Annotated in this window: 29 protein-coding genes; 13 read left to right on the top strand and 16 right to left on the bottom strand. The window is 65.7% G+C overall.

Annotation, left to right across the window (positions count from 1 at the left end; genetic code table 11):
- Positions 1–54 precede the first annotated feature (54 nt).
- From ASE35_RS03260 to ASE35_RS20970, 3 genes are all read left to right on the top strand, one after another.
- Positions 55–315 carry a BrnT family toxin gene (locus tag ASE35_RS03260; protein ID WP_057162949.1) on the top strand — a complete coding sequence of 87 codons (261 nt, stop codon included), beginning with the start codon at positions 55–57 and terminating at the stop codon, positions 313–315.
- Positions 305–1,078 carry an NHLP-related RiPP peptide gene (locus ASE35_RS21445; RefSeq protein WP_200956982.1) on the top strand — a complete coding sequence of 258 codons (774 nt, stop codon included), beginning with the start codon at positions 305–307 and terminating at the stop codon, positions 1,076–1,078. Before ASE35_RS03260 ends, ASE35_RS21445 begins: the two co-directional genes overlap by 11 nt.
- A gap of 138 nt (positions 1,079–1,216) precedes the next feature.
- Positions 1,217–1,450, top strand: coding sequence for a hypothetical protein (locus ASE35_RS20970; RefSeq protein ID WP_157489239.1), 234 nt, complete (start codon positions 1,217–1,219; stop codon positions 1,448–1,450).
- A gap of 97 nt (positions 1,451–1,547) precedes the next feature.
- Here the strand turns inward: ASE35_RS20970 and ASE35_RS03270 are convergent, their stop codons facing one another.
- The 3 genes from ASE35_RS03270 to ASE35_RS03280 form a co-directional block, all read right to left on the bottom strand.
- The gene (locus ASE35_RS03270) at positions 1,548–2,225 is read right to left on the bottom strand and encodes a DUF2306 domain-containing protein (RefSeq protein ID WP_162259012.1); all 678 of its coding nucleotides are present in this window, start codon (positions 2,223–2,225) and stop codon (positions 1,548–1,550) included.
- A gap of 265 nt (positions 2,226–2,490) precedes the next feature.
- Positions 2,491–3,111 carry an FMN-binding negative transcriptional regulator gene (locus ASE35_RS03275; protein WP_057162951.1) on the bottom strand — a complete coding sequence of 207 codons (621 nt, stop codon included), beginning with the start codon at positions 3,109–3,111 and terminating at the stop codon, positions 2,491–2,493.
- A 60-nt stretch (positions 3,112–3,171) separates the two neighbouring features.
- Complete coding sequence (locus tag ASE35_RS03280) at positions 3,172–3,528, bottom strand: hypothetical protein (RefSeq protein WP_056173983.1); 357 nt, start codon at positions 3,526–3,528, stop codon at positions 3,172–3,174.
- Between the two features lie 207 nt (positions 3,529–3,735).
- On the opposite strand from ASE35_RS03280, the gene ASE35_RS03285 reads away from it, so the two are divergent.
- Together ASE35_RS03285 and ASE35_RS03290 are read left to right on the top strand one after the other, a co-directional pair.
- The gene (locus ASE35_RS03285) at positions 3,736–3,984 is read left to right on the top strand and encodes a hypothetical protein (RefSeq protein ID WP_057162952.1); all 249 of its coding nucleotides are present in this window, start codon (positions 3,736–3,738) and stop codon (positions 3,982–3,984) included.
- 153 nt (positions 3,985–4,137) lie between these two features.
- Positions 4,138–4,326 carry a hypothetical protein gene (locus ASE35_RS03290; RefSeq protein ID WP_057162953.1) on the top strand — a complete coding sequence of 63 codons (189 nt, stop codon included), beginning with the start codon at positions 4,138–4,140 and terminating at the stop codon, positions 4,324–4,326.
- Between the two features lie 61 nt (positions 4,327–4,387).
- On the opposite strand, the gene ASE35_RS03295 is transcribed toward ASE35_RS03290, so the two are convergent.
- From ASE35_RS03295 to ASE35_RS03305, 4 genes are read right to left on the bottom strand one after another with little or no spacing between them, the layout of a single operon-like run.
- Complete coding sequence (locus tag ASE35_RS03295; RefSeq protein WP_157489240.1) at positions 4,388–4,672, bottom strand: hypothetical protein; 285 nt, start codon at positions 4,670–4,672, stop codon at positions 4,388–4,390.
- 36 nt (positions 4,673–4,708) lie between these two features.
- Positions 4,709–4,843: a hypothetical protein gene (locus tag ASE35_RS22165; protein WP_255357121.1), complete on the bottom strand. Its 135-nt coding sequence runs from the start codon at positions 4,841–4,843 to the stop codon at positions 4,709–4,711.
- A gap of 4 nt (positions 4,844–4,847) precedes the next feature.
- Positions 4,848–5,069 (bottom strand): helix-turn-helix transcriptional regulator, encoded by a 222-nt coding sequence (locus tag ASE35_RS03300; protein WP_057162955.1) that lies wholly within the window; start codon positions 5,067–5,069, stop codon positions 4,848–4,850.
- Position 5,070: 1 nt separating this feature from the next.
- Entirely contained in the window at positions 5,071–5,583 is a 513-nt protein-coding gene (locus tag ASE35_RS03305; RefSeq protein ID WP_057162956.1) for a DUF2975 domain-containing protein, read from the bottom strand.
- A 369-nt stretch (positions 5,584–5,952) separates the two neighbouring features.
- Between ASE35_RS03305 and ASE35_RS03310 the strand changes: the two genes are divergently transcribed.
- The 4 genes from ASE35_RS03310 to ASE35_RS03325 are packed head-to-tail and all read left to right on the top strand — an operon-like array spanning position 5,953 to position 12,405.
- Positions 5,953–7,140 (top strand): efflux RND transporter periplasmic adaptor subunit, encoded by a 1,188-nt coding sequence (locus tag ASE35_RS03310; RefSeq protein ID WP_057163403.1) that lies wholly within the window; start codon positions 5,953–5,955, stop codon positions 7,138–7,140.
- A 12-nt stretch (positions 7,141–7,152) separates the two neighbouring features.
- Complete coding sequence (locus ASE35_RS03315; protein WP_057162957.1) at positions 7,153–10,359, top strand: efflux RND transporter permease subunit; 3,207 nt, start codon at positions 7,153–7,155, stop codon at positions 10,357–10,359.
- Positions 10,352–11,791: an efflux transporter outer membrane subunit gene (locus tag ASE35_RS03320; protein ID WP_057162958.1), complete on the top strand. Its 1,440-nt coding sequence runs from the start codon at positions 10,352–10,354 to the stop codon at positions 11,789–11,791. Before ASE35_RS03315 ends, ASE35_RS03320 begins: the two co-directional genes overlap by 8 nt.
- The gene (locus ASE35_RS03325; protein WP_056174008.1) at positions 11,788–12,405 is read left to right on the top strand and encodes a TetR/AcrR family transcriptional regulator; all 618 of its coding nucleotides are present in this window, start codon (positions 11,788–11,790) and stop codon (positions 12,403–12,405) included. Before ASE35_RS03320 ends, ASE35_RS03325 begins: the two co-directional genes overlap by 4 nt.
- A 105-nt stretch (positions 12,406–12,510) precedes the next feature.
- Here the strand turns inward: ASE35_RS03325 and ASE35_RS03330 are convergent, their stop codons facing one another.
- Both ASE35_RS03330 and ASE35_RS03335 read right to left on the bottom strand, forming a co-directional pair.
- Positions 12,511–13,353 carry an MnmC family methyltransferase gene (locus ASE35_RS03330; RefSeq protein WP_057163404.1) on the bottom strand — a complete coding sequence of 281 codons (843 nt, stop codon included), beginning with the start codon at positions 13,351–13,353 and terminating at the stop codon, positions 12,511–12,513.
- A gap of 163 nt (positions 13,354–13,516) precedes the next feature.
- Complete coding sequence (locus tag ASE35_RS03335) at positions 13,517–14,092, bottom strand: hypothetical protein (RefSeq protein WP_057159058.1); 576 nt, start codon at positions 14,090–14,092, stop codon at positions 13,517–13,519.
- Positions 14,093–14,144: 52 nt separating this feature from the next.
- Here ASE35_RS03335 and ASE35_RS03340 point away from each other — a divergent pair, with 52 nt between their 5' ends.
- The gene (locus tag ASE35_RS03340; RefSeq protein ID WP_057162959.1) at positions 14,145–14,567 is read left to right on the top strand and encodes a helix-turn-helix domain-containing protein; all 423 of its coding nucleotides are present in this window, start codon (positions 14,145–14,147) and stop codon (positions 14,565–14,567) included.
- A 127-nt stretch (positions 14,568–14,694) separates the two neighbouring features.
- On the opposite strand, the gene ASE35_RS03345 is transcribed toward ASE35_RS03340, so the two are convergent.
- From ASE35_RS03345 to ASE35_RS03365, 5 genes are all read right to left on the bottom strand, one after another.
- Positions 14,695–15,615: a sialate O-acetylesterase gene (locus ASE35_RS03345; RefSeq protein WP_082611093.1), complete on the bottom strand. Its 921-nt coding sequence runs from the start codon at positions 15,613–15,615 to the stop codon at positions 14,695–14,697.
- Between the two features lie 88 nt (positions 15,616–15,703).
- Positions 15,704–17,425: a sialate O-acetylesterase gene (locus ASE35_RS03350; RefSeq protein ID WP_082611094.1), complete on the bottom strand. Its 1,722-nt coding sequence runs from the start codon at positions 17,423–17,425 to the stop codon at positions 15,704–15,706.
- Positions 17,426–17,562: 137 nt separating this feature from the next.
- A complete protein-coding gene (locus tag ASE35_RS03355; RefSeq protein ID WP_057162962.1) occupies positions 17,563–18,516 on the bottom strand; it encodes a sialate O-acetylesterase in 954 nt (317 codons plus the stop codon).
- Between the two features lie 564 nt (positions 18,517–19,080).
- The gene (locus ASE35_RS03360; RefSeq protein WP_057159063.1) at positions 19,081–19,431 is read right to left on the bottom strand and encodes a hypothetical protein; all 351 of its coding nucleotides are present in this window, start codon (positions 19,429–19,431) and stop codon (positions 19,081–19,083) included.
- A gap of 155 nt (positions 19,432–19,586) precedes the next feature.
- On the bottom strand, positions 19,587–19,817 hold the full coding sequence (locus tag ASE35_RS03365) for a DUF4287 domain-containing protein (RefSeq protein WP_056174026.1): 231 nt from the start codon (positions 19,815–19,817) through the stop codon (positions 19,587–19,589).
- A 290-nt stretch (positions 19,818–20,107) separates the two neighbouring features.
- On the opposite strand from ASE35_RS03365, the gene ASE35_RS03370 reads away from it, so the two are divergent.
- From ASE35_RS03370 to ASE35_RS03380, 3 genes are all read left to right on the top strand, one after another.
- On the top strand, positions 20,108–21,028 hold the full coding sequence (locus tag ASE35_RS03370; RefSeq protein ID WP_057162963.1) for a M14 family metallocarboxypeptidase: 921 nt from the start codon (positions 20,108–20,110) through the stop codon (positions 21,026–21,028).
- A gap of 167 nt (positions 21,029–21,195) precedes the next feature.
- Positions 21,196–21,630, top strand: a complete 435-nt coding sequence (locus tag ASE35_RS03375) for a hypothetical protein (protein ID WP_057162964.1) — start codon at positions 21,196–21,198, stop codon at positions 21,628–21,630.
- Positions 21,627–21,998: a cell envelope integrity protein TolA gene (locus ASE35_RS03380; protein ID WP_057162965.1), complete on the top strand. Its 372-nt coding sequence runs from the start codon at positions 21,627–21,629 to the stop codon at positions 21,996–21,998. Before ASE35_RS03375 ends, ASE35_RS03380 begins: the two co-directional genes overlap by 4 nt.
- A gap of 121 nt (positions 21,999–22,119) precedes the next feature.
- On the opposite strand, the gene ASE35_RS03385 is transcribed toward ASE35_RS03380, so the two are convergent.
- Complete coding sequence (locus tag ASE35_RS03385; RefSeq protein WP_057162966.1) at positions 22,120–23,232, bottom strand: alpha/beta hydrolase; 1,113 nt, start codon at positions 23,230–23,232, stop codon at positions 22,120–22,122.
- A gap of 213 nt (positions 23,233–23,445) precedes the next feature.
- The gene (locus tag ASE35_RS03390) at positions 23,446–24,645 is read right to left on the bottom strand and encodes a lipase (protein ID WP_162259013.1); all 1,200 of its coding nucleotides are present in this window, start codon (positions 24,643–24,645) and stop codon (positions 23,446–23,448) included.
- Between the last annotated feature and the right edge of the window lie 135 nt (positions 24,646–24,780).

Below are 24,780 nucleotides of genomic sequence, written 5' to 3' on the forward strand. Positions count from 1 at the left end.
GAATTTGGTGAACGCTGTTTGACCTGTATACATATAATATGCATATATTAACGCATGGTCGAGTTTGATCCTCAAAAAGCTGCCGCGAACCTCAAAAAGCATGGGATAGCGCTAGCCGATGCGGAGCCCGTGATCTACGACGAACGGGCGCTAACACTTGAGGATCACGCTGACGACGAAGTCCGTTCCGTCACTGTGGGCCGCGATGCCTTGCGTCGCATCTTGGTGGTGGTGTGGGTGGAGCGAGGCGATCGGGTACGCATCATTTCGGCGCGCCCGGCGACGGCAAAAGAGAGGCAGGCCTATGAAAGCTGAATACGATTTCTCCAATGCCAAGCGTGGCGCGGTCAAGCCGGCGGCAGGAAAGACGCGCATCACTATCTACCTGGATGACGACGTGCTGACCCACTTTCGGGACGTCGCCACCGGCGAGGGCCTGGGCTATCAGACAGTGATCAACCGTGCGCTACGCAACGCGATGCAGTCTGCCGAGGGAGCTTCGCAGGCCGATGTCCCTTCGTTGCTGGCAGAAATAAAGTACACGCTGGACGAAATGAAACAGCGCCTACCTGCCGCCACCGTTTCGGAACGAGGGGCGCTGTATACCGGGGTCGATCAGGCGTTGACGCGTCAGTACAGCGACCGAGGCGACCGCACGCCGAAGGTCGGCGACTCCGCGAGGGTCGCGGTGAGTGATTCGGCAGAAGGAGGCGATGCGCCTACGCCTCGAAGAACTCAGAAAGGCGCGCAAAGCAGAACCTCCAGAGGAGGCGATGCTGTGGGCCATCCAGGCCTGAGTCTCGAGACCGCGGACAAATTGCTCGATATGCTCGGGAGCGATGACCGTTTTCGCGAATTGTTCGTGCAAGACCCAGCGGCCGCGTTGAAGCAAATCGGTGTGATGGACGTGCACGACAAGACTGCCCGCTTGGGGGTGACGCATCTGGCTCCGAAGGCGGAAATCGAGGCAGCTCGCGCTGAGTTGCTCCAGCACCTGATATTTGCCGATGCTCACAATGCGATTCGGAGCTTCGAAGCGGACAACGTTGTTTCCATTCTTAGCGCAAAACGCGCGTGATGGTGAGGTTGGGTATCTCTAGATCTTTGACCGCGGTGTTGCCTGAAGCCAAGAAGATAGATGCTGCGTTAGATCGGTTTGATCGACAGAAGTTAGCGTCGCAGGGCAACACTTGTGATAGCTCGGCGGAGGTATGCGATGAAGTTTTATGGAAAGAAAAGCTTCTCAGAGGCGGCGCCTATGGCGCTGGAAGAAGTGGCGCTGGCTGTGACAGCGACGGAAGCAGCGCAGCTCATATGTTTTCTTGAAAAATGCGTTTCTGAGATGAGCGGTAACCAGAAATGGGAGCATGCTCACTTCAATGATCATCTATCTAATGGAGAGCCTGGTGGCTTGATCATTTTCTCGGAAGAGGCCATGGCGAAGCCCTAGAGGCAGTATCAGGCGGGGGCAGGGTGCTCGAACGGCGCGCGTGTAACACTGCTCGGACAGGCATCCGGTCGACTCGACTGATTCAGTACTCGATGGTTTACGCCAATCCTGCTTGGGGCGTCGGTGTGCGACGTGCCCAGCGCGCTATGGCGGACATCAGCTCGTAGACCAGCAGCGGCGCGGCCCAGCTCAGCCACAGCAGCGTCGGGATCAGCACCGCCGGATGCGCCAGCGTCATCATGCCCGGCACCTGGATCGACAAGCGGAACACCATCGGCGCCAGGGTGACGATGTAGTTGCGCAGCATCCAGCGCCTGTGGTCCTGCGTGCGGCCGGCGCGGATCGCGATATAGCCGGGCAGGGAGGTGCACAGCCAAGCCAGCGCAGTCGCGGCGAACGCGGCCTGCAGGGCGAAACCGCCGGGCGTGGTGGCGATCAGGCCGGCGGCGCCGACGCAGGCGACCAGCATTGCGCTCAGGTATACGCGGCCGGTCCAGCGGTGCGCGCGCGGGTAGGCATTGCGCAGGCGCGTGATGAACTGCCACGGCCCCAGCAGTGCGGTCAGCGTGCCGCCGGCCAAGTGCGTCCACAGCCAGGCCCGCCGCGACCAGAACATGCCGTAGGCGTTAGGGTCTTGCGCTGCGTACTTGTGGAAGGTGCCCCACAGGAAGTGCAGCACCACGGCTACCGCGAGCAGCCACAACGCGGCCCACGCGACGCGGCGGGCCACGATCGCGGCGGTGACTGAACCTGCTGCACGGCTGGATGGGGCCATGATGCCCTCGCTGGCGATAAGTCGGTTAGTGCTTGCTGCCCGAATCATAGCCCGCGTGCCTGTGGGTTCCGGGGCGTCGGCGTTCGCTTCAGCGCATCTCGCGCACGGTCCATCGACGCAGCGGTGCGTTAGCGCCTACGGCTGGCCGGTGAGGATATTTCGATGCGGCTGATCGCCAGACCTGGGTGTAGTACACCCAAGGCCGCGTTCCCGCACACGAGTACGTCGGTACGCGGGTTCCGCCGTGCGGCGGATCGCACGCTGCTCAATCGACCGAAACGCCGGCCCTCAGCATGGCCTCCAGCAACGGCCGCTGTTGCTCCCGTTCCAGGCCGGCGAGGATCTCCGCGAGATCGCCCGGCCGCTCGTTCTGGCCGAGCTTGAACTTGGCGTAGGCCGCGATCACGCGCGCGCGGAAGGCGACCACGTACGGAGCCAGCTTGGCGTAGCGCGCGCCCATGTCGGCGACCGCCCAGGCGTTCGGGCGACCGCGCTCCATATGGTCGACCAGGCGGTTCAGTGCATTCTGGGTAGCTTCGTCGCTGTCGTCGAACTCGACTTCGATCTCCAGTTGCACGCTCTCGTAGTTCCAGGTCGGCGCCTGGGTGCGGTCGCTCAGCCACGAGGGCGAGATGTAGCCGTGCGCGCCCTGGAACACCGCCAAGGCGCGCGGTTGCTGGCGCAGCAGGTCGGTATGCGGATGGGTGCGCGGCACATGGCCCAGCAGGCTGAGCTCGCCGTCGGCGCCGCGTTCCAGCAATAGCGGTACCGGCGTGGCCAGCGGTGCGGCGTCGGTGGAGCTGATCACCAGCGCGAACGGATACGCGGCGATCATGCTGTCGACGTCGGAAAGGGCGGCGGGCTTGTAGACGGGATGGGGGTTCATGCGCTCGGGGCGTCGGTGCGATCGGCAATTCTAGGAGCAAACCGGCGGCGCGGATGCCCGCTACTGCACGAAGATCAGCAACACACCGCACGGGTCCCAGACATGCAGCACGCTGGAGTCGTCCACCGGTTCGGGCGGCATGTAGCGCGCCGGCGCATAGCGGCCGCTGGCCACGACCTCCTTGGCGCGCTGGTGCCAGGCTTCGATGTCCGGCACGCCGATCACCATCATGAAGTTCTCGGCCCAGTCCTTGACGTAGTAGTTCTGCAGCCGGAAGCGCTGCCCGTTCATCTCGAAGTCGGCAGTGCCGCCCCAGCCCTCGGACAGGGCGAACCCCATGGCCTGGTAGAAGCCTTTGGACACTTCGAAGTCCTGGGCGGGGACGTAGGCCTTGAGGTCGGTGATGCTTAAGGACATCTCTCTCGCTCCTGAGACAGGATCTGATGCCGATGGCTCGCTTTCGAGCGCTATTCAACCATCTCCCACATCCGATTGCGCGGTTGCGTTACGTCCGCGTCCAACGCGCGAGGCCATCGGCTTTACGGTTCGATTACCCGCCTTTCACGGTCCCCTCCATGCGCCATGCTCGAATGCGCGCGTCCACTCGGGCACGGGAGAACGAGCATGAGGAAGTACACGGTAACGACAGCACTGGCGCTGCTGCTGGTCTGCGGATCCGCCTTCGCGACGGTGGTGACCGTTAGCGGCCAAGGGCAGAGCTACGATCCGGGCATCGCCCTGGCGGATGCGCGCGCGGATGCGAATGCCCAATGCATCGCGCAAGGCGGCACGCCGCTGGAAGAGATCTACAACCATGTCACTCGCGCCAACCTGTGGCTGGCGAGTTCGATCTGGCGTTGCGACGTACCTTGACGCAGGCGTCGTGGGCTGCCGTTCCGCGCGCATGGACGGCTAACGTTCGGTAACCGTGAAGAACGGCGAACAAGCGCTAGACCCTGCCTTAACCGCCCAGCACGCAGCGTGCAGATTAGCCGGACCCCACCCGGCGCTTACGAGGCGATCGATATGGGCAAGGACACCAGCAAGCAAGGCGGCGAAGGCCCGCCGGACGGGCAAGGTCATCAGCCGCTGCCGGGCGAAAACCCGCATTCCTGCGAAGGGCAGGCGCGCCGCAAGCACGTTCAGAACGCGGACCTGCCAGAGGGCGAAGGGCATCAGCCGTTGCCGGGCGAGGATCCGCCGTCGAAGGACTAGCCCTGAGCGTCATCGGCGCTGCACGAGCGCAGCGCCGACGCTTCGATGTATGTTCGCGGTGTTAGCTGCTAGCGGCACGCAGCGATTCGACTGCGTTCTTCGGCCAAGCGAAGTAAGTCCGCCACGCATAACCCCACGGCACCACCAAAGCCAACAGCGGCAGCGCCAAGAACGAAGCCGCGACTTCGCCGGTAGGCGTGCCCCACAAGGTCCCGGCCTGCCACAGCGGATAGGCGATGAAGGCCAGCCACACTGTCTTGTAGCCGATGGTGAAGAACATCAGCGGCAACCAGCGTAGCGGACGCAGCAGGCCGAACAGGGCGAGCGCGGGGTAGGTGGCCCACACGGCGAATGCGACCGCGCGCACCGGATCCCAGGGCCCTTAGTGGGTTAGCAATGCGCTCCATGCGGTGGGCGTGACGAACACCAGCATCAGCAGAAAGAACAATCGCAGGCCCCAGAGCTGGATCGGGCGCACGCCTTCGTGGCGCGGGTCGGGTGCGAACGGGTTGCGCATGGCGTCAGTCCTCGGAGGGCAGCGTGGGATCGAACGCGAGCAGGTCGCCGGGTTGGCATTCCAGCACCGCGCAGATCGCTTCTAGCGTGGAGAAGCGGATGGCTTTGGCCTTGCCGGTCTTGAGGATCGACAGGTTGGCCAGAGTGATGTCGATGCGCGAGGCGAGCTCGGTGAGCGTCATGCGGCGCGCATGCAGTTGTTCGTCCAGGCGGACCAGGATCGCCATGTCACACCGTCCCTTCGAGATCGGCGCGCATGCGGGCGCCGTGGGCGAATACGCCCGACAGCACGAACAGCAGCAGCACCGACAGCCAGGGCGCGAAGGAGAAGGCTTCAATGCGGCCCGGCTCCCACACCGCGGCGGCGATCGCGGCGACGATCAGGCGCAGCACTTCCAGCGCGACCACGCTCCAGGCGATCCGGTCGAGGCGGCGCACGTTCTCGAGGATGAAGGGATCGCCGTTGCGCACGGTGTCGACGATGGCCAGCAACCGGCGCAGCACGGTGTGCACGATCGCGGCGCCGGCGATACCGACCATGACGATGCCGCGCAGGCCGTACGAAGCCTGCGGGTACTTGGCGACCAGGTCGAAACCCAGCGCGCGTTCGGGCCAGCCGTTCATCAGGAAGCTGGCGCTGAGCAGCACGATCAGGCAGACCAGGTAGATCAGGTTCAAGACCGTCAGGCCCTGGATGACCGGGCGGGCGACGGCGAGGGCGCGGGCGGAGGTGCGGTTCATAGAAGGCTCCCTGCAGGTTATCGTGTAGCGATAATAAACATATCGTTTTACGATAAAAATAGGCCGGAAGACAGGGGCACTCGGCGCGGAGAGCCCAGCGGCAGGGCATTGCGACTGCCGCCGCGACCGCTGCCCGCGGCGTGCCCGAGGGGTCGCCGACGGCTTTGCGATTGTTGGCTGTTCGCTTCGGCCCTGCACAAGGGCACAGGAACTACGGCCAAAAAGGCACTCAAATCGCCGCCTAGCGAGGCGAGGCCGCTTGACCTCGCCTACCAAAGAAAAGAGAATGATCGTTCATTCTACGATGTGGCCGCGGTCTGTCCGACCGCAATAACGACCTGAGGCTCCCCCATGCCGTCGCGCAAGTCCATGACTCATAACGCTATTTCCCGCGTCCCCGCAGTACTCACCGTGGCCGTGCTGGCGCTGTCCCTAGCCGCCTGCGGCAAGGGCGGCGAGCCGCAGGGCGGTCCCGGCGGCCAGAAGGGCCAGGTCACCGTGGTGACCCTGAAGCTCGAGACCGTCACCCTGACCCGCGAACTGCCGGGCCGCACCAGCGCCTCGCTGGTTGCCGAGGTGCGGCCGCAGGTCAGCGGCATCGTCGAACAGCGCCTGTTCGTCGAAGGCGGATTGGTGCGCGCCGGCCAGCCGCTGTATCAGCTGGACGACAAGACCTACGCCGCCGATCTGGAAACCGCCAAGGCCACGCTCGCGCGCGGCGAGGCGGCGCTGAACTCGGCGCGTTTGAACGCACAGCGCTCCAGCGACCTGGTCAAGATCGACGCGGTCAGCAAGCAGGACGACGAAACCGCGGTCGCCACGCTCAAGCAGAGCCAGGCCGATGTGGCTTCGGGCCGCGCGGCGGTGCAAAGCGCCGGCGTCGTGCTGGGACGCGCGCGCATCACCTCGCCGATCAGCGGCCGCATCGGCAAGTCGGCGGTGACCCAGGGTGCTCTGGTCACGGCCAATCAGGCCGATGCCCTGGCGGTGGTGCAGCAACTCGATCCGGTGCACGTCGACATCAGCCAGTCCAGCGCCGAATTGCTGGCGCTGCGCAAGCAGATCGCCGCCGGCACGCTCACCGAGGCCAACACGCCGGTGACGATCCTGTTGGAGGACGGCAGCCAGTACCCGCTGCAAGGCAAGCTCGCGTTCTCGGAAGTCACCGTGGACGAAGGCACCGGCAGCTTCCTGCTGCGCGTGGTGGTGCCCAACCCCGACAACCTGCTGATGCCCGGCATGTACGTGCGCGCGCTGATCGGCACCGGCGTGCGCCAGAACGCGCTGCTGGTTCCGCAGCAGGGCATCAACCGTGACCCGAAGGGCAATGCGACCGCGATGGTCGTCAACGCCAAGGGCCAGGTCGAGCCGCGCGAAGTCCAGGTCAGTCAGGCCATCGGCGACAAGTGGCTGGTCGAAGGCGGCCTGAAGGCCGGCGACAAGGTGATCGTCGAGGGCCTGCAGAAGATCGGCCCCGGCATGCCGGTCGACGCGACCGAGAAGGGCGCCGCCCCGGCCAAGCCGGCCGCGGCCCCCGCCGCCGCGCCGAAGCAGTAATCGGAGAAATTCATGGCACGGTTCTTTATCGATCGCCCGATCTTTGCCTGGGTCCTGGCGATCATCATCATGTTGGGGGGCGCGATCGCGATCACCCAGCTGCCGATCTCGCAGTACCCGACCATCGCGCCGCCGACCGTATCGGTGAACGCGTCCTACCCCGGTGCTTCCGCCAAGGCCGTCGAAAACTCGGTGACCCAGATCATCGAGCAGAACATGAAGGGCATCGACGGCCTGATGTACATGTCGGCGACCAGTTCGTCCGACGGTCAGTCCGGCGTGACCCTGACCTTCGAAAGCGGCGTCGACCCCGACATCGCCCAGGTGCAGGTGCAGAACAAGCTGCAGCTGGCCACGCCCTTGCTGCCGCAGATCGTGCAGCAGCAGGGCGTGAGCGTGTCGAAGGCGAACTCGTCGTTCCTGCAGGTCATCGGCTTCGTGTCCGAGGACGGCAGCATGAACGGCGCCGACATCGCCGACTACGTGGCCGCCAATCTGGTCGATCCGCTGGCGCGCGTCGACGGCGTCGGCAGCACCCAGCTGTTCGGCACCAAGTACGCGATGCGCATCTGGCTGGATCCGGACAAGCTCAACACCTACAAGCTGACCCCGACCGACGTCATTACCGCCCTGCGGGCGCAGAACGCGCAGGTCGCGGTCGGCCAGCTCGGCGGCACGCCGTCGGTGAAGGGCCAGCAGCTCAACGCCACCATCACCGCGCAGGACCGCCTGCAGACCGCCGAACAGTTCCAGAACATCGTGGTGCGTTCCAATAGCAGCGGCGCGGTGCTGAAGCTGCGCGACGTCGCGCGCGTCGAACTGGGCCAGGAGGACTACAGCACCATCGCCCGCTTCAACGGCAAGCCGGCCACCGGCATCGCGATCTCGCTGGCGACCGGCGCCAACGCGCTGGCCAACGCGCTGGCCACCGCGCAGGCGGTGCAGGCCGAGCTGGAGCAGCTCAAGCCCTCGTTCCCCAAGGGCTTGAAGGCGGTGACGCCGTTCGACACCACGCCGTTCGTGCGCGTGGCGATCGAGGAAGTGATCAAGACCCTGCTCGAAGCGATCGTGCTGGTGTTCCTGGTGATGTACCTGTTCCTGCAGAACTTCCGCGCCACCCTGATCCCGACGATCGCGGTGCCGGTGGTGCTGTTGGGCACCTTCGGCCTGCTGGCGCTGTTCGGCTACTCGGTCAATATGCTGACCATGTTCGCGGTGGTGCTGGCGATCGGCTTGCTGGTGGACGACGCCATCGTCGTGGTCGAGAACGTCGAGCGCGTGATGAGCGAGGAAGGGCTGTCGCCGGTCGAAGCCACGCGCAAATCGATGGACCAGATCACCGGCGCCCTGATCGGCATCGGCCTGGTGCTGTCGGCGGTGTTCGTGCCCATGGCGTTCCTGGGCGGCGCCACCGGCGTCATCTATCGTCAGTTCTCGGTGACCATCGTTTCGGCGATGGCGCTATCGGTGCTGGTCGCGATCGTGCTGACCCCGGCGCTGTGCGCGACCATGCTCAAGCCCATCGCGAAGGGCCAGCACGCGTCCGACAAGGGCTTCTTCGGCTGGTTCAACAAGAAGTTCGACGCCGGCAACAGCAAGTATCAGGGCGTGGTGCGCGGCATCGTCACCCGTTCGGGCCGCTTCATGATGGTGTTCGTCGCGATGGCGGTGCTGATGGGCGTGATGTTCTTCCGCCTGCCGTCCTCGTTCCTGCCGCAGGAGGATCAGGGTTTCCTGTTCACCATCGTGCAGGCGCCGGTCGGCGCGACCCAGGAGCGCACCGGCGAGGTGCTCAAGAAGGTCGAGGAGCAGTTCCTGTCCGACAAGGCCGTGGATTCGCTGTTCACCGTGCAAGGCTTCAGCTTCGCCGGTAACGGCCAGAACGCCGGCATGGCGTTCTCGCAGCTCAAGCCGTGGGAAGAGCGTGCAGCCACCTGGGGCGACCGCTGGCGCTGGCTGACCAGCTTCGGCAAGACCCCGATGCCGGACAACAGCGTCAACGGCGTGGTCGGGCGTGCGATGGGCAGTTTCATGCAGATCAAGGACGCGTTCGTGTTCGCGCTGGCGCCGCCGGCGGTGTTCGAACTGGGCAACTCCAACGGCTTCGTGTTTTACCTGAAGGACAACGCCGGTTTGGGCCACGACGCCCTGGTCGCCGCGCGCAACCAGTTCCTCGGCATGGCCGCACAGAACGAGGCGATGCAGAACGTGCGACCCAATGGCATGGAAGACACGCCGCAGTTCCGCGTCGACGTCGACAACCAGAAGGCGTCGGCCCTGGGTCTGAACATCGCCGACATCAACTCCACCCTGCAGGCGGCCTGGGGCGGTCAGTACATCGACGATTTCGTCGATCGCGGCCGGGTCAAGCGCGTCTACATCCAGGCCGACGCGCCGTTCCGCATGGTGCCCAGCGACTTCAACCGCTGGTACGTGCGCAACGACAAGGGCGAGATGGTGCCGTTCTCGGCGTTCGCGACCACGCGCTGGGAATACGGGTCGCCGCGACTGGAGCGTTACAACGGCGTATCGGCGCTGGAAATCAACGGCGAGGCCAAACCGGGCGTGAGCTCGGGCCAGGCCATGGCCGAGGTCGAGAAGCTGGTGGCTCAGCTGCCGGCGGGCATTGGCCTGGAATGGACGGGGCTGTCGTTCCAGGAGCGCCAGGCCGGCGCCCAGACGCCGCTGCTGTACACGCTGTCGTTGCTGATCGTGTTCCTGTGTCTGGCGGCGATGTACGAAAGCTGGGCGATCCCGACCTCGGTGCTGCTGATCGCGCCGATGGGCATCCTGGGCACGGTGCTGGCCACGTGGCTGCGCGGCATGGAGCGCGACGTCTACTTCCAGGTGGCGATGCTCACTACCGTGGGCTTGTCGAGCAAGAACGCGATCCTGATCGTCGAGTTCGCCAAGGAGAATCTGAAGAACGGCATGGATCTGATCGGCGCCACCCTGGCCGCGGTGCGCGACCGTCTGCGCCCGATCATCATGACCTCGCTGGCCTTCGGCCTGGGCGTGTTGCCGCTGGCCCTGGCCACCGGCGCGGGTTCCGGCGCGCAGCGCGCGATCGGTACCGGCGTGCTCGGCGGCATGGTGGTGGGCACCTTCCTGGGCATCTTCTTCGTCCCGCTGTTCTTCGTGGTGGTCGAGAAATTGTTCGTGAGGAAGAAGCACGCGCCCGCTGCGCAGGCTACGGAAGGAGTGCAGAGCCATGAATAAACTGTCGATCCATGCGCTGGCGCTGGCGATTACGCTGGCGACCGCCGGCTGCGTGAGCCTGGCGCCGAAACTGCCGGTCGCCGACGCGGCGATCCCGGGCGAGTGGCCGTTGCCGCCGACCACCCAGGCTTTCGCCGGCGCCGCGCCGACGGGCGAGGCCACCGAGGCGGTCTCCACCGCCGCGGTGGCCGACATCGGCTGGCGCGATTTCTTCGTCGACCAGAACCTGCAGACCTTGATCGGCCGCGCGCTGGAGAACAACCGCGATCTGCGCGTGGCCGTGCTGAACGTGGAGAAGGCGCGCGCGCAGTACCGCATCCAGCGCGCCGACCGCGTCCCGGCGGTCGGCGTGAATGCGCAGCTACAGCGCACCGGCGGCGACAACCAGGCGGTCAGCGATCAGTACACCGCCGGGGTGGGCATCACCAACTTCGAACTGGATCTGTTCGGTCGCGTGCGCAACCTGAGCCAGTCGGCGTTGCAGCGCTACTTCGCCGAGGAGGAGGCGCGCCGCGGCGCGCAGCTGAGCCTGATCGCCGAGGTCGCCAACGCCTACCTGACCCTGGCCGCCGACCGCGAGCTGCAGTCGGTGTCCGAGGCGACCTTGAAGAACCAGCAGTCGGCCTACGACCTGACCGTGAAGCGGCGCGAGCTGGGCGCGGTGTCGGGCCTGGAAGTCAGCCAGGCGCGCACCCAGGTCGAGCAGGCGCGCGCGGACGCGGCGCGCTATGCGGGGCAGGTGGCCCAGGACATCAACGCGCTGAATCTGCTGGTCGGCGAGCCGGTCGATCCGTCGTTGCTGCCGCAGCGCTTGAGCGATGAGGTGAGCGGCATCGCGGCCCTGCCGTCCGGTCTGCCGTCGGAGGTGCTGTTGCGCCGTCCCGACGTGCTGCAGGCCGAGCACACGCTGCGCGCGGCCAACGCCAACATCGGCGCCGCACGCGCGGCGTTCTTTCCGTCGATCAGCCTGACCGGCTTGTTCGGCAGCGCCAGCACCGAGCTGTCTGGGCTGTTCGATGCCAACACGCGCGCCTGGTCGGTCAACCCGGTGATCAACATCCCGATCTTCCAGGGCGGCAAGCTGCGCGCGGGCCTGGATTCGGCGAAGGCCGATCAGCAGATCGCCCTGGCGCAGTACGAGAAGGCGATCCAAGCCGGTTTCCGCGACGTCGCCGACGCCCTAGCGCTGACCCAGACCCTCGCCCAACAGCGCGAGGCGCAGCAGGCGCTGGTGGAAGCCGCGGCGCGCGCGGACCAGCTCTCGACCGCGCGCTACAAGGCCGGTCGCGACAGCTACCTCAACCAGCTCGATGCCCAGCGCACGCTGTACGGCGCGCAGCAAGGCCTGGTGAGCACGCGCTTGAGCGAGCAGGTCAATCGGGTGACGCTCTACAAGGTCCTCGGAGGTGGCTGGAACGAGCGCAGCCAATGAGCACTCCCAAGCGTACCGTCAAAGCCGAGGAGCGCGCGCTGGCGCAGCGCGAGCGGATACTGGTTGCCGCGCAGAAATGCTTCGTGATGCATGGCTTCCATGCCGCGAGCATGGCCAACATCGCCGAGACGGCCGGCATGAGCGCCGGCCTGATCTATCGCTACTTCAAGGCCAAGAACGACATCATCCTGGCCATCATCGAGCGTCAGCTCGAAGAAGCCAGGGCCGATGTGGCCAAGCTGCATGCGAGCAGCGATCTGGTCGGCGGCATCGCCGAAGTGTTTCAGCAGTGGCAGGCCAACGATCCCAGCATCACCAACGCGGCGCTGTTTCTGGAGCTTACCGCCGAGGCCACGCGCGATCCCGAGATCGCCGCGGCCACGCATGCCTCCGACAAGGTGTTCCGCGCCGATCTGGCGGCGTGGTTCGCGCGCAGCTGCGAGCAGGGCGGCCTGGGCGTGCCCGAGTGCGAGGTCGAAACCCGGGTGTTGATCCTGCAGTCGTTGATCGAGGGCCTGGCGATGCGTTCGATCGCGCAGCCGGACTTGAGCGTGGCGCAGGTGAGGGTGGCGCTGGAGCGGGTCCTGCCGGGGTTGCTGTCGACCACGGATTGAACGGCCGGCGCCGCGGCGCCGACGAATCGCTTTAAGACGGCCGCCTTCGGGCGGCTGTCTTGTCTGTGGGTTGCGATCGGGCGCGCGATGTTCGCGCCGTCACGCTCAGCGCTTGCTCGCCAACACCCCATCCAGCGCCAGCTGCGCCTTGAAGCCCGCCTTGTCCAGGCGCTTGGCGACTTCGCGCGGCACGTCGCGGCCGCTGGTGAGCTTGTTCGGACTGCCGGTGTAGTGGAACAGACGGCCCCCGCGGCGCAGCACGCGCGCGAGGTGGTCGTAGAACGTTTGCGAGTACAACTCGCCGGCGATGCCGAAGCGCGGTGGATCGTGGAGCAGAGCGTCCACCGAGGCGTCGCCGATCTGCGCGATCGCTTTCGACACGTCGGCATGGGTGAGCTGCAGACGGCCGCCGCTGCTGGGCGCGTCGGGGTCGGGCGACCAGGGGTTGAGCGTGCGTAGCCACAGCACGCTCTCGTTCTTCTCGAAGGACTGGATGTGCGCGGCGCCGGCCTCCAGGCAGCAGGCGGCGAAGTAGCCCAGGCCGCCGCAGGTATCCAGCACCGCTTTGCCGCGCGGTTCGACCAGCGCGACCTTGCGCTGCGCGTCGTCAACAGGCGAGGTCTTCGCGGTGGGCAGCATCTTGATGCCGTCGATCTCGAAAGTAGGCGCGCCCCATTCGGTCGGCACCAGCTTGATCAGCGAGCCGGCGTAGCGCGATACCGCCGCGTAGTCCTCGCCGTCCCAGTAGTAGATGGTGCGGTCCTTGAGCGTATCCGGGTAGGGATAGGCCTGGTCGCGCCAGTGCCAGGCGTCCGCTTCCAACCGCGTCTCCTGGTTCGATCGACCCAGATCCAGCGAGCCGGTCCACGCGCCGGCCTTGGCGTCGCGTGCGGCCAGCAAAGCATCGGCGACGGGGCGGGTGAGCAGGGGGCCTGAGTAATGGGACACGGCGGGCGGCATCTCGGAGGGCGCGATGGTGAGCGCATGCATCCGGAGCGATCGGGAGCAGTGCGGCTTGGAGCTGCGGATCGTACCGCGCGCCAACGCCCTTGTGAGCCAGGACGAGTTCGTCGACGCCGCTATCCGCGTGCCAGCGGCGTGGGGGCCGTCTTCATGGGGACGCGCGGATGCGCGTGTCGATGGCGATCCAGTTGGTTTCCCAGGTCCGGCCGCCGTCGCCGGAGTAGGCCTGCTCGAAGCGCGCCGAATCGGGCGTGATGTCGGAGATCACGAAGCGCACCAGGATCGCGCGGCCATCCAGGTCCTCCGGGCCGTAGAACTCGCCGCGCCCGTTCTGGAATCCGCCGTACAGCGGACGGGTCAGCATGCCGTTGCCGGCGCTGGCGTAGTTGATGTTCCACTGCCGCGTCTGCGGGTTGTACAGGCGCAAGCTGGTGCCGTGGATGCGGCCGCTGGGGCCTTCGATGCGCAGCTCGACCAGGTTGGCGCGATCGTCCAGCACGCCGCTCACCACGCTGGTGCCCGTGTACTCCACCCAGTCCTGCGATCCCGATAAGGGGCGCGTCAGCCGGCGCACCTGGGTCTTCCAGGTGCCGAACTCCCAGTCGAAATCGTGTTGGCCGTCGCGCTGCGCGGTCGCGGCCTGCGGCGGTTGCGCGGACGCCGTCATCGCCAGCAGGGCCAGCAGGCAGGCGCCGTGGCGCCAGTGTCGCAGGGCGTTTTGCATCGCGGGGCTCCGTTTCGCATGATGGCGCACAGATTGCGAGCGCGAGGCGGCCATGAACAAGAACGCACCTGCAGGTAACCGTGCCCGGCCCAATCCGCTGGAAGGCTGTCCGCTCGCGGCGGCGTTCGCTGCCATCGGCGGCAAATGGAAGCTGACGATTCTGTACTGGCTGGCCCACGGCGAACTGCATTTCGCCGGCCTGACGCGCCGGGTCGCGCCGATCTCGCACAAGGTGCTGGCGCAGCAACTGCGCGAACTCGAGGCCGACGGCATCGTGGAGCGCACCCCGACCGGCACGCCACCCGCGCCGGTGATCTATCAACTCACCGCGTACGGCCAGACGCTGCTGCCGCTTATCGAGAGCGTGCGAGTCTGGGGCGAAGGGCATCTACAGCGGAGATCCGCATCGCCTGTCGCCGCGGAGGGCCTGGCATGCGGCGTGGCCATCGAGCCGCGCGGTGAGGCGCATTCGTGACCCTCAAAGCGGTGTCGCGATCGAGGCCGGGGGCCGCTACGGCGACGGTAATGTCGTATCCGTAGCGGTTGAGTCCGCAAAGCAAGCCATCGCAGCTGGCTTCGCGGCCCAGACGCTTCGTCGGAACTCAGAACTGCCCCAAACCCCACGCGTCGTACAGCGCCTGCAAAGCGAAGCGCTGGCCCAAGGTGACCTGGCCCCGGGCGGTGTAATGCATGGGGTCGTTGTTGTAGGCCTCCAGGTCGCGGCCGTTGACCAGGTAGACATTCGGATCGGCGTCGGCAACGGCTTGCTGCGCGTTCCAGATGTGCTGGCGATAGGTCCACACCGGCGTGTCGCGGATGGTGGCGACGTAGAAATCCAGATTCGGCTTGTTGAGCTGGGCCCTCAAGGTCGCGATCAGGCGTTCTAGATTGGCCTGGTAGTGCTGGGCGTACTTGATGTCGCCCGAATCGCTTTCGCCCTGCATCCAGAACACGCCCTGGATATCCAGCGCGATGCCGCCTGCGGCCATGGCTTGCGTGGCGTGGTTGATGGTGTTGATCAGATAGTCGTAACGGTTGATGCCGGGATCGGTCGGGTCCCAATCCACCGCGAGCAAAGTTCCGCCCTTGCTGTACTTGATGATCGCGATCGGCTCGTTAAGGTGCGCGGCGACCTCGCGGCCGATTCCCAACTCGGGCCCGAACATGTTGTTGCGGTAGAGCGAATGTTCGTATCCGCTGCCGTAGGCGGGGCGCATCGCGTCCCAACCCGGGCCGACGCCGCTGTCCGGATGGCCCTTGTAGATCAAGGCCTGGGTGTAGTCGCTGTCCCAATGGCCGAAGCCGATGGTGTAGAGGTCCTGCTGCGGATTAAGGCCGTTGGCCGGGTTGTTCCTGCGAACGCCGGTGCCTTCGGCATTGGACTGTCCGGCGACGATGTAGGTGCGCAGGGTCGGCATCGGGGCTTGCTGGGCCTGTGCGCTGGAACTGCCACCGAACACGCACAGGGCGAGCATGAGGCCGATACCGCGACGGGCGCGCTGGCGAGAGCTGGAATGCGACATATGGGGTTGTCCTCTTTGGGGCGCGGACGCTAGCCGGTCATTACGATCGGCTAGCGTCCGACGCCGGGGTCGAATTGGCGAGCCGGCCTTACCAGGGGACCTGGCCCAGGCTCCAGGCGGTGTAGAGCCCTTGCAGCGCGAACCGATTGCCCAGCGTGACCTGGCCTGCCGCGGTGTAGTGAGCGGGGTCGTTGTCGTAGGCCTGCAGATCGCGGCCGCTGACCCAATTGACGTTGGGGTCGGCGTCGGCGACGGCCTGCTGCGCATTCCAGATCATCTGACGATAGGTCCAATGCGGCGTATCGCGGATGGTGGCGAGGTGGAAGGGCAGTTGCGGCTTGCCCAGTTGCGTCCTCAAGGTCGCGATGAACTGCTTGAGATTCGCCTCGTAGGCCTGCGCATACGGCAAGGCGATGGAATCGCTTTCGCCCTGCATCCAGAACACGCCCTGGATATCCAGTTCGACACCGGCGGCCTGGGCGGCGGCGGTCGCGTTGGCGATGGCGACCAGCAAGTGGTCGTACTGGTTGGTGCCCGGATCGGCGGGGTTCCAGTCCACCGCCAGGGTGGTGCTGCCCTTGGATTGCTTGATCAGTACGATCTGTTCTTCGAGGTAGTGGGCCATGCTGCGCGCGATGCCCAGCTCGGGACCGAACAAGTGATAGTTGAGCGGATTGCTTTCGTGCCCGAGGCCGTAGGTCGCGCGCATCACGTCCAGGCGCTGGCCGACACCGCTGTCCGGATGGCCTTTGTAGATTAGGGTCTGGCTGTAGGTGGTGTCGTAGTGGCCGAAGCCGATGGTGTACAAATCCTGCTTCGGATTCAGGCCATAAGCCGCGGCGTTTCTGCTGATGCCGACACCCTCGGCATTGGATTGTCCGGCCACGATGTAGGCGCGTAGCGTCTTGACCTGGCCCTTGCCCCAGGCCGCGTACAGCGCCTGCCGTGCGAAACGCTGGCCCAGGGTGACCTCGCCCCTGGCGGTGTAGTGGGCGATGTCGTCGTTATAGGTTTCCAGGTCTTTGCCGTGGACCAGATAGGCGTTCGGATCGGCGTCGGCCACGGCCTGTTGCGCATCCCAGATGAGCTGCCGATGCGTCCATAGCGGCAGATCCTTCAGGGTGGCGATGTGGAACGCCAGGTTCGGCTTGTTGAGCCGGGTCCTGAGCGCGGCGATCAGGCGTTCGAGATTGGCTTTGTAGTTCTGCGAATCGGCCAGGCTCCACGAGTCGCTTTCGCCCTGCGTCCAGAACACGCCCTGGATGTCCAGGGTGATGCCGGCGGGCGCGATCGCCTGCTTGGCGTTTTCGATGGTCGCGATCAGCTTGTCGTAGCAGTTTATCGCCGGGTCGTCGGGGTTCCAGAACTGCGCCAGCGAGGTGCCGCCCTGGCCGTATTTGATGATCGCGATCTGCTCGTTCAAATGCGTGGCGACTTCGTGCCCGATCGCGAGTTCGGGGCCGAACTGGTTGTTCAGATGCCTTGCTTGGTCGTAGCCGCCGCCGTAAGCCGGGCGCATGGCGTCCCAGCCGGGGCCGACGCCCGTGTCGGTATGGCCCTTATAGATCAAGGCCTGCGGGAAGTCGGCGTACCAATGGCTGTAGCCGATGGTGTTGAGGTCTTGTTCGGGATTCCGGCCGCCGGGGTTCTTGCGGGTGCCGCCGCCTTCGGAGTTGGATTGCCCGGCGACGATGTAGGCGCGGATGGTTCGGGTTTGCGCTTGCGCGGCCAGACTGGCGCACAGCACGAACAGCATCAGCATCAGGCTACAGGCGCGACGGATGCGGCTTGACGTGTTGGGATGGAACATAGGGAACCCCCTAGGGTGAAGTGCGTGCGCTACGGAACTGCCGATGATCGGTTGTGCCCCCGTTACGGAAGCCCTGGCCCGCGCCGGGCACGAAGCGAGACGGCTCGCGTTTCGCGCCAGGCAGCGGCCCGAATGCGTTACCAGGCGACCTGGCCCAATCCCCAGGCGTCGTACAGCGCTTGCAAGGCGAAGCGCTGGCCCAACGAGACCTGGCCGCGGGCGGTGTAGTGGATGGGATCGCTGGTGTAGGTCTCCAGGTCCCGGCCGTGGACCAGATAGACGTTCGGATCTGCGTCGGCCACCGTCTGTTGCGCGTTCCAGATCTGCTGCCGATACGTCAGGTACGGCGTGTCCTTGATGGTGGCGACGTAGACGTCCAACTGCGGCTTGTTGAGGTCTCGCCGCAAGGCGGCGACGAACTTCTTGAGATTCGCTTCGTAGGCCTGCGCGCGCGCCTGGTCGATCGAATCGGCCTCGCCCTGCATCCAGAACACCCCCTGGATATCCAGGGCGATGTTGGCGGGGGCGATCGCATTTTTGCCGTTGTTAACCGCCGCCAGCAGGTGGTCGTAAAGATTCTGAGCCGGATCGTCCGGGTCCCACATCGAGATGGGCGAGCCGCCGAGGGTGTACTTGATGATCGCGATCCGCTCGCCCAGATGGGTGGAGACTTCGCGACCGATGGCCAGTTCCGGACCGAACATGTTGTTGTGGTGCAGGTATTGCTCGTAGTAGTAGCCGTAGTGGGGGCGCATGGCATCCCACCCCGGCGCGACGCCGGTGGAGGGGTGGGCTTTGTAGATCAGCGCCTGGTCGGTGGTGCTGTCCCAAGTGCCGAAGCCGATGGTGTACAGGTCCTGCTTGGGAACGACGCTGTTGATGTAGCGGTCCTGGTCGGTGTTGTTCTTCGCGGAGAGGGCGATGTTGCGGATGCCGAAGCCTTCGGCATTGGATTGCCCGGCCACGATGTAAGTGCGCAGCGTCACGACCGGGGCTTGCGCGTGAGCGCCCAGGCTGGCGCCCAGGACACAGAGCGACAGCAGCAAACCGGAGAGGCGGCGGGCGCGGGTTGCGGCGGTGCGTAGCGGCATGTCGTGGCTCCTTCGTGCGTGTAGGTGGGCGGGGCCGTGCGAGGCGGCAGGGGCCGGTTACGGCGGATGCGAAACCTGTTTTCCAATCGGAGAACATGGGCCCGTCATAAAGCTCCCGAGCGGCGTCGAGCCAATGGTCTTGGGGGTCCTGTGGGGTACTGCGCGAACGCTTGCCTGCGGCTGTGCCAGCGGCTGGAGCGAGTCGGTCCGCGTCCGGCGGATGGGATCGACGCTAGGAATGCCCGCCCGGACTGTCAAGCCGAAATGGACCGGTGTTCTTCCTGGGTGTTTTCCCTAGGCGTATGATTTTTAAAGCTATTCAGGGCAGTTGCGCGGCCGCAATTCAGACCAAAGTATCAGGATCGGACAGCCAATTTCCGCAGTCGAAAATGACGCCGCCGAGTCGAATGCGCGGCGGCCTCGCGCTGCGCACGAAGACCGGTTCACAGAATGCGTGCTGACGGTCTGCGCAATCGGCGCCTAAGAAATGCTGGCGCACCACCGACTGCGCGTAGACGCCCAGGGGCGCCCGCGCAGTCCGCGGTGCGTGGGGGTGGAACTGGACTACATGCCTGGAATCGGCAGGCACTCCATGACCTCGACGCCGTCGCCGGGGAAGATCGCGAAGTGCGGATGGTTCTCGAACAGCTTGGCGGCGTCGTCCTGCGACTCGGCGCGCACCACGGTGTAGGCGGCCATGGCGTTGCGGATGTCGGCAATGCCGTCGCTGGTGATGCGCTTGGTTTTTCCCAGCGGGGCGCCGTGGTCGACGATGGCGTCGGCGTTGCGGGTCACCCATTCCTGCCAGGCCTGCATGCCGGCTTGCTCGCGCGCCGCGCGCGTGGCCTCGTCCAAGGTTTTCCAGACGTCCATCGAGGCGGGGGATCCGGTAAAGATCGCCAGATAAGTCTTCATCGCTTACTCCTGTGAGGGTGAGGGATCCACGGTGGGCTCGGGCCCGCCGTGGCGAGGTGAAAGATCGCTGCATCGCCAGCGCGGGGGGGCTGCGTTCAAGCGCACTGTGCGAATGACGGATTTTTGGAATGCACCGCTTGGAGCGTTATTCGCGGCTATTTGTCGCCTTCCTTCTTCATGCCCTTCAGCAGCGCCACGATCGCCATCGAATGGCCATGCCCCAGGTCGAAGTCCTGCTTCAGCCAGGCGATGATGTCGCCGGGTTTGACCCCCGGCAGCAAGCCCTTGGGACCCGCATAGCCCTTCTTGGCGGCCAATGCACGGAAGTCGGCCGGGCTCTTGCCGGTCTTGGTCTGGATGTTGTCGAGATAGGCCTGGAAGGACATGGGTGGGCTCCTGGATGGTGGGCGAGCGTGCGAGATCGTGGGCGATTCGGCCGCTCTTACTTGAGACGACGAAGCAGGGCGGGCCAAATCGACATGGCGCGCGAACTTTTTTTCGACCGGTCGAGGTGGAGCGGACCGCCCTTCGACGGCCGGCCCGGTTCCGGGCGTGCGACGGCTGCCGCGAAACGCGTCGAGCGAGCCGCGAATAGCCCGTTGCCGACAGGCTGAGCGGCGGAATCGCGATGCTAAAATGTCGGCCTTCCCAGCCAGCCTTCGGAGCGAGCGACGCGATGACCGCCACAGCCTTCTATCCCATCGGTACCCCCGGCCAGGCTTGGGGCGCCGCGGAAGTCGCCGAGTGGCGCTCGCGACAGGTTCGCCATCGCAGCTATGCGGACGATGTGCTGAGCAAGATCGATGCGCTGCGCTCGCGGTTCGAAGTGCTGGAGTACGGTCGCCTGGACTACGCGCCCGACAGCTACCCGCTGTTCGCGATCAAAAGCCGCGACTGGCAGGAAGGCTTGCCCACCGCGCTGGTGACCGGCGGCGTGCACGGCTACGAGACCAGCGGCGTGCACGGTGCGCTGGAATTCGTCGACCGCCACGCGGCGGACTACGCCGGCCGCGCCAATCTGCTGATCGCGCCCTGCATCAGCCCTTGGGCCTACGAGCGCATCCACCGCTGGAACCCGCAGGCGATCGACCCGAACCGCTCCTTCCGCGAGGACAGCCCGGCGCCGGAGTCGGCCGCGCTGATGCGTCTGGTCGCGCCGCTGAGCGACGGCGTGCTGGTGCATATCGATCTGCACGAAACCACCGACAGCGACGAGTCCGAATTCCGCCCGGCCCTGGCCGCGCGCGACGGCAAGCCGTTCGAACCCGGCGAAATCCCCGACGGCTTCTATCTGGTCGACGATGCGCAGGCGCCCCAGCCCGCGTTCCAGCAGGCGGTGATCGCGGCGGTGGCCAAGGTCACCCACATCGCGCCGGCCGACGACAAGGGCGAGATCATCGGCTCGGCCGTGGTCGCCCCGGGCGTGATCAACTACGCGCTGCGCCCGCTGGGCCTGTGCGCCGGCGTCACCGATGCGCGCTACCGCACCACCACCGAGGTCTACCCCGACAGCCCGCGCGCCACGCCCGAGCAGTGCAACACGGCACAGGCGACCGCGGTGTGCGCGGCGATCGATTACGCGCTGGCGCATCCTTGATCGCAGACGCCCACGATTCGGCTTGAGGACTCGATCGAAAGGCCGCTGACCAGCGGCCTTTCTTTTTTGCCGTCGCGACTGATTTCAACGCGGTTTGCGGCCGAGGTGGACGCGCCTCGGCGGGCTCTGCTATCAATGCGCCAGACCGTGGGCCTGGGGGAGGCCGAATGGATCCGAAACTGCAACAGCTCGTGGCTCGCACCAATCTGGACGAGCTGCTGACGCCACCCGCGCCGGAGATCGATCTGAATCAGCCCGTGGCGCCGCCCGCATCCGCGCCCATGGAACCGGCACGCTCCACCTCCGATCCGTTACAGGTCAGCTTCGCCACCACCGACGTCATCGGCAAGCTGCACGACGGCGGCAGGAGTTCGGGCGTGCGCTGGTTCGCGCTGGTGTTCCTGGGCGGACCGATGCTGATCTTCGGCCTGAGCCTGCTGTACCTGACCTGGTACGACCCGCAGTTGCAGATCTTCAAGATCCCCAACGACGTCGGCTCGGCCTTGAAGGCGTTGTTCGGTACGGTGGCCGGTCTGGCGTTCAGCGGTTTTTGGCCCTACGTCATTTTTCGGCGCAGGCCTGCGTCGGCGGGCAAGGCGTGAGGCGGCTCGCGCTGGTCGCCGTGCTGGTGCTGAGCGTGGGCGTCGTCTCCGCACAGGAGCGCGCGTCCGACTCGCCCGATCCGCTGATGCACGAATACACGCGCGCCGTGCAAAGCGCCATCCTCAAGCATTGGAGGCGACCGGAATCGGCGGTCGTCGGTCAGCATTGCGTTTTGGACGTGCGCCAGCTCCCCGGCGGCATCGTCGCGAGCGTGGACGTGGCGTCGGACTGCGAGTACGACGCGGCCCGCAGGCAGTCCATCATGGCCGCCACGCTGAAGGCGCAGCCGCTGCCGTACGCGGGCTACGAAAGCGTGTTCCATCGTCGCTTGATCCTGAAATTCGTCGTTCAGGATTCCGTGCCATAGAAGGGTGGGGCCGTTCATTCGGGACAGGGTGACGACTGTTTAACGATGGGCTTGGGTTTGCCCAAATGAAAGCGGAGACGCTCGCATCCGAACGTCTCCGCACTTCAATCTTGCTCGAGTGTCAACGCTTGTCGCCGGCGCCCTCGTCGGTCAGCGGCCGCACGTAGGTGAGCAGACTGGTCAGCAGCTTGCCGGGCTCCTCCCAGGGCACCATGTGCGAGGAGTGTTCGAACCAAACCCCTTGTTTATAGGGCGCCTTGACTCGCGACAGCCAGGCATCGGTCGGTTCCGATGGCGTGGTGTAGTCGTGGCGGCCCATGAACATCAGCACCGGAATCGGGAACTCGCGCACCTGGCTCATGTTCACGGCCAGGAACTCGGGCAGCAGGCGGCCCAGCGAGAACACGTTGCCTTCGTCCACCGCGGCGCGGTCGCAATCGTCGTAATCCGGCGACAGCAGCGGCGCGCGGTAGTAGTAGAGCGAAGTATCGCGGTAGGCGCTCAGGCCGCCGTAGTGCTGGGCCCATTTGCGTGCGGCGATGATGCGTTCGCGGGTGATGGGCTGGTCGCCGGGGTAGGGGGCGATAGCCTGCATTTCCTTGATCGCCTCCTGGTTGCCCTCGGCGGTGGCCTGGCGCAGGCCGTGGTCGAAGCTGATGCGCTCGTTCTCGCGTACGTTGATGACCTGGCCGATGCCGATGTAGGCGTAGAACAGGTCCGGTCGCTTCAACGCCGCCTGCATGCCGACGATCGTGCCCCAGCTATGGCCCATCAGCACCAGCTTGCGCTTGCCGTAGCGCTTGCGCAGGTGCTCGGCCACCTCGATGGCGTCGTCGACGTAGCGTTCGATGTGCAGGGTGTCGGCGTAACCGTTCGGGTCCTGCTGGGTGTAGGTCTTGCCGGCGCCGCGCTGGTCCCAGTTGACCACCGTGAAGTATTCCTCGAGCGGGCGCTGGAACTGCCACATGCCCGGAATCAGCGGCGAGGCGGGTCCGCCGTGTACGAACAGGATCATGGGGTTGGCCTTGTCCTGGCCGCGCACGTTCACCCATTGCTCGATGCCGCCGGCCTTTACGGCGTAGGCTTCCTGCACGCCGTCAGGGTTGAGGATGCGGCCCAGGTCCTGGATGACGAGGCGGGCGTCCGCGTACTTGGAGGTGTCCTTGCATTCGGCCGCCTGAGCGACCGGGCTCAGGAGCAGCGACAAGGCGAGCAGCAGCGACAGTGTTTTCATAGGCGGGCCTCATGCGTGGAAACGGAACGCGCGGCCGCACGATGTACTGGACTGAGGCGACGGGTGCAAGACCGGCCGCTCGTATCTGTGCGGTTACCGATACAGATACGGAGAAGGCGCGCACGGTTGCATCGACCGCTCGCGGTCGTCGGCGCAGGAACAGCGTGGGTACGAGCGCGCCTTGTGCACGCTCGCTTGCAGGGCTGCCCGGGGCTAGCGGTTCACCGACGGCCCGTTCACGCCGACATAGCCGTTCGCGCACCCCGTGGTGCACGTGGTCGCCAGCATGTTGTAGACGATCCGGCCCGCGTTGCTCTTGGAGCGGAAGTGGCCAACGCCGCTGCTGGTGTCGCCGCCGCCGGCGTTGTAGGGGCTGCCGTCCGACCAGTCCCAGTCGTAGGCATAGGCGCTGCTGCCGGTGCCGATGTCGACCTGCGCTTTGACGTTGCTGGCGGCATTGAATAAGGCGCCGGAGCTGCAGCCACCCGAGTAGCTGGTGGTGAAGCAATGGACCTGGTCGTAGAGGCCGCCGGTGATGGTGTAGAACGAGATCGTGCTGAGCAGGGTCGGCATCGCGCGCAGGCTGTTGCTGCCGCTGCCGGTCCAACGGTTGTAGCCGTAGTAGACCGCGCCGCTGCTGGGATAGAGGCCGAAGGTGTAGTAGTCGTAAGGGAAGACGTAGGCCTCGGCGTTGCAGGTCGGCGCGTAGGGCGACTGGTAGCCCGTGCTCAGACAGGTCTGCAGGCCGCGCAAGCCTCCGCCGATGTTCACGAAGCGGCGTACGCTGCCCTGATAACCGTAGTAGCGCAGCATGGCCAGACTCATCGACGAGCCCAGCGAGTGGGCGACGATATCGACCTGGCTGCGGCCGGTGTAGGCCTTCACTTTGTCGACGAAGGTCTTGAGGATCTGGTACTTGGCCGGCTCGTGGTAGTTGTACTGCGGTGTCGCGCGCTCGTCCGCGTCCAGATAGGTCACGCCGAACAGCTCGCAGTCGTTGTAGCCGCGCGCCTTGAGCTCGTCGTAGATGGAGTTGGCCGGCGTGGTGTAGCCGGCGACGGCCGCGGGCGGCATATCGAAACTGATCGCGCTGTCGCCGTTGCCGGCGATGAACACCACCGGCGTGCGCGTGGCCACGCAGCTGCCGCCGCCGAAGCCGCCGCTGCCCACGCCCGGGCTGAATCCGCCCGCGTACTGACTGGCCGTGCCCAGGCAGGTGTAGCCGTTGTTGCTGCCGCAATCCAGGGCTTGTGCGGTCGCCGGTGCGAGCAGGACCGCGCCGCCGAGCGCCGGTAGCAGCGCCGCCAGGGCCAAGCCGGACAGGCGGGCGCGAATGAGGGTGGATGTCAGGGCCGCGGCGGCGCACGACCGGGTAAGACCGGAGCCAACGAACTTCAGCGTGCTGCGAAACATGAGAGCCCTCCCCAGGGTGCCAGTTCGATCACAACGAAAGCCGGATCGAACGATGGTGAACCTGCGGGACAGGGCTTGGGTATTGCACCTATGGGCAATGCCGGGCGCTTGGGCGCTTGCAATGAGCTTCATTCG

It is taken from the genome of Lysobacter sp. Root916 (assembly GCF_001429785.1).
Taxonomy (GTDB): domain Bacteria; phylum Pseudomonadota; class Gammaproteobacteria; order Xanthomonadales; family Xanthomonadaceae; genus Lysobacter.

What these genes read in the sequence shown, in the direction of transcription:
- ASE35_RS03260 (WP_057162949.1), top strand. Translation starts at nt 55, where the DNA reads ATGGTCGAGTTTGATCCTCAAAAAGCTGCCGCGAACCTCAAAAAGCAT.
- ASE35_RS21445 (WP_200956982.1), top strand. Translation starts at nt 305, where the DNA reads ATGAAAGCTGAATACGATTTCTCCAATGCCAAGCGTGGCGCGGTCAAG.
- ASE35_RS20970 (WP_157489239.1), top strand. Translation starts at nt 1,217, where the DNA reads ATGAAGTTTTATGGAAAGAAAAGCTTCTCAGAGGCGGCGCCTATGGCG.
- ASE35_RS03270 (WP_162259012.1), bottom strand. Translation starts at nt 2,225, where the DNA reads ATGGCCCCATCCAGCCGTGCAGCAGGTTCAGTCACCGCCGCGATCGTG.
- ASE35_RS03275 (WP_057162951.1), bottom strand. Translation starts at nt 3,111, where the DNA reads ATGAACCCCCATCCCGTCTACAAGCCCGCCGCCCTTTCCGACGTCGAC.
- ASE35_RS03280 (WP_056173983.1), bottom strand. Translation starts at nt 3,528, where the DNA reads ATGTCCTTAAGCATCACCGACCTCAAGGCCTACGTCCCCGCCCAGGAC.
- ASE35_RS03285 (WP_057162952.1), top strand. Translation starts at nt 3,736, where the DNA reads ATGAGGAAGTACACGGTAACGACAGCACTGGCGCTGCTGCTGGTCTGC.
- ASE35_RS03290 (WP_057162953.1), top strand. Translation starts at nt 4,138, where the DNA reads ATGGGCAAGGACACCAGCAAGCAAGGCGGCGAAGGCCCGCCGGACGGG.
- ASE35_RS22165 (WP_255357121.1), bottom strand. Translation starts at nt 4,843, where the DNA reads ATGCGCAACCCGTTCGCACCCGACCCGCGCCACGAAGGCGTGCGCCCG.
- ASE35_RS03300 (WP_057162955.1), bottom strand. Translation starts at nt 5,069, where the DNA reads ATGGCGATCCTGGTCCGCCTGGACGAACAACTGCATGCGCGCCGCATG.
- ASE35_RS03305 (WP_057162956.1), bottom strand. Translation starts at nt 5,583, where the DNA reads ATGAACCGCACCTCCGCCCGCGCCCTCGCCGTCGCCCGCCCGGTCATC.
- ASE35_RS03310 (WP_057163403.1), top strand. Translation starts at nt 5,953, where the DNA reads ATGACTCATAACGCTATTTCCCGCGTCCCCGCAGTACTCACCGTGGCC.
- ASE35_RS03315 (WP_057162957.1), top strand. Translation starts at nt 7,153, where the DNA reads ATGGCACGGTTCTTTATCGATCGCCCGATCTTTGCCTGGGTCCTGGCG.
- ASE35_RS03320 (WP_057162958.1), top strand. Translation starts at nt 10,352, where the DNA reads ATGAATAAACTGTCGATCCATGCGCTGGCGCTGGCGATTACGCTGGCG.
- ASE35_RS03325 (WP_056174008.1), top strand. Translation starts at nt 11,788, where the DNA reads ATGAGCACTCCCAAGCGTACCGTCAAAGCCGAGGAGCGCGCGCTGGCG.
- ASE35_RS03335 (WP_057159058.1), bottom strand. Translation starts at nt 14,092, where the DNA reads ATGCAAAACGCCCTGCGACACTGGCGCCACGGCGCCTGCCTGCTGGCC.
- ASE35_RS03340 (WP_057162959.1), top strand. Translation starts at nt 14,145, where the DNA reads ATGAACAAGAACGCACCTGCAGGTAACCGTGCCCGGCCCAATCCGCTG.
- ASE35_RS03345 (WP_082611093.1), bottom strand. Translation starts at nt 15,615, where the DNA reads ATGTCGCATTCCAGCTCTCGCCAGCGCGCCCGTCGCGGTATCGGCCTC.
- ASE35_RS03350 (WP_082611094.1), bottom strand. Translation starts at nt 17,425, where the DNA reads ATGTTCCATCCCAACACGTCAAGCCGCATCCGTCGCGCCTGTAGCCTG.
- ASE35_RS03355 (WP_057162962.1), bottom strand. Translation starts at nt 18,516, where the DNA reads ATGCCGCTACGCACCGCCGCAACCCGCGCCCGCCGCCTCTCCGGTTTG.
- ASE35_RS03360 (WP_057159063.1), bottom strand. Translation starts at nt 19,431, where the DNA reads ATGAAGACTTATCTGGCGATCTTTACCGGATCCCCCGCCTCGATGGAC.
- ASE35_RS03365 (WP_056174026.1), bottom strand. Translation starts at nt 19,817, where the DNA reads ATGTCCTTCCAGGCCTATCTCGACAACATCCAGACCAAGACCGGCAAG.
- ASE35_RS03370 (WP_057162963.1), top strand. Translation starts at nt 20,108, where the DNA reads ATGACCGCCACAGCCTTCTATCCCATCGGTACCCCCGGCCAGGCTTGG.
- ASE35_RS03375 (WP_057162964.1), top strand. Translation starts at nt 21,196, where the DNA reads ATGGATCCGAAACTGCAACAGCTCGTGGCTCGCACCAATCTGGACGAG.
- ASE35_RS03385 (WP_057162966.1), bottom strand. Translation starts at nt 23,232, where the DNA reads ATGAAAACACTGTCGCTGCTGCTCGCCTTGTCGCTGCTCCTGAGCCCG.
- ASE35_RS03390 (WP_162259013.1), bottom strand. Translation starts at nt 24,645, where the DNA reads ATGTTTCGCAGCACGCTGAAGTTCGTTGGCTCCGGTCTTACCCGGTCG.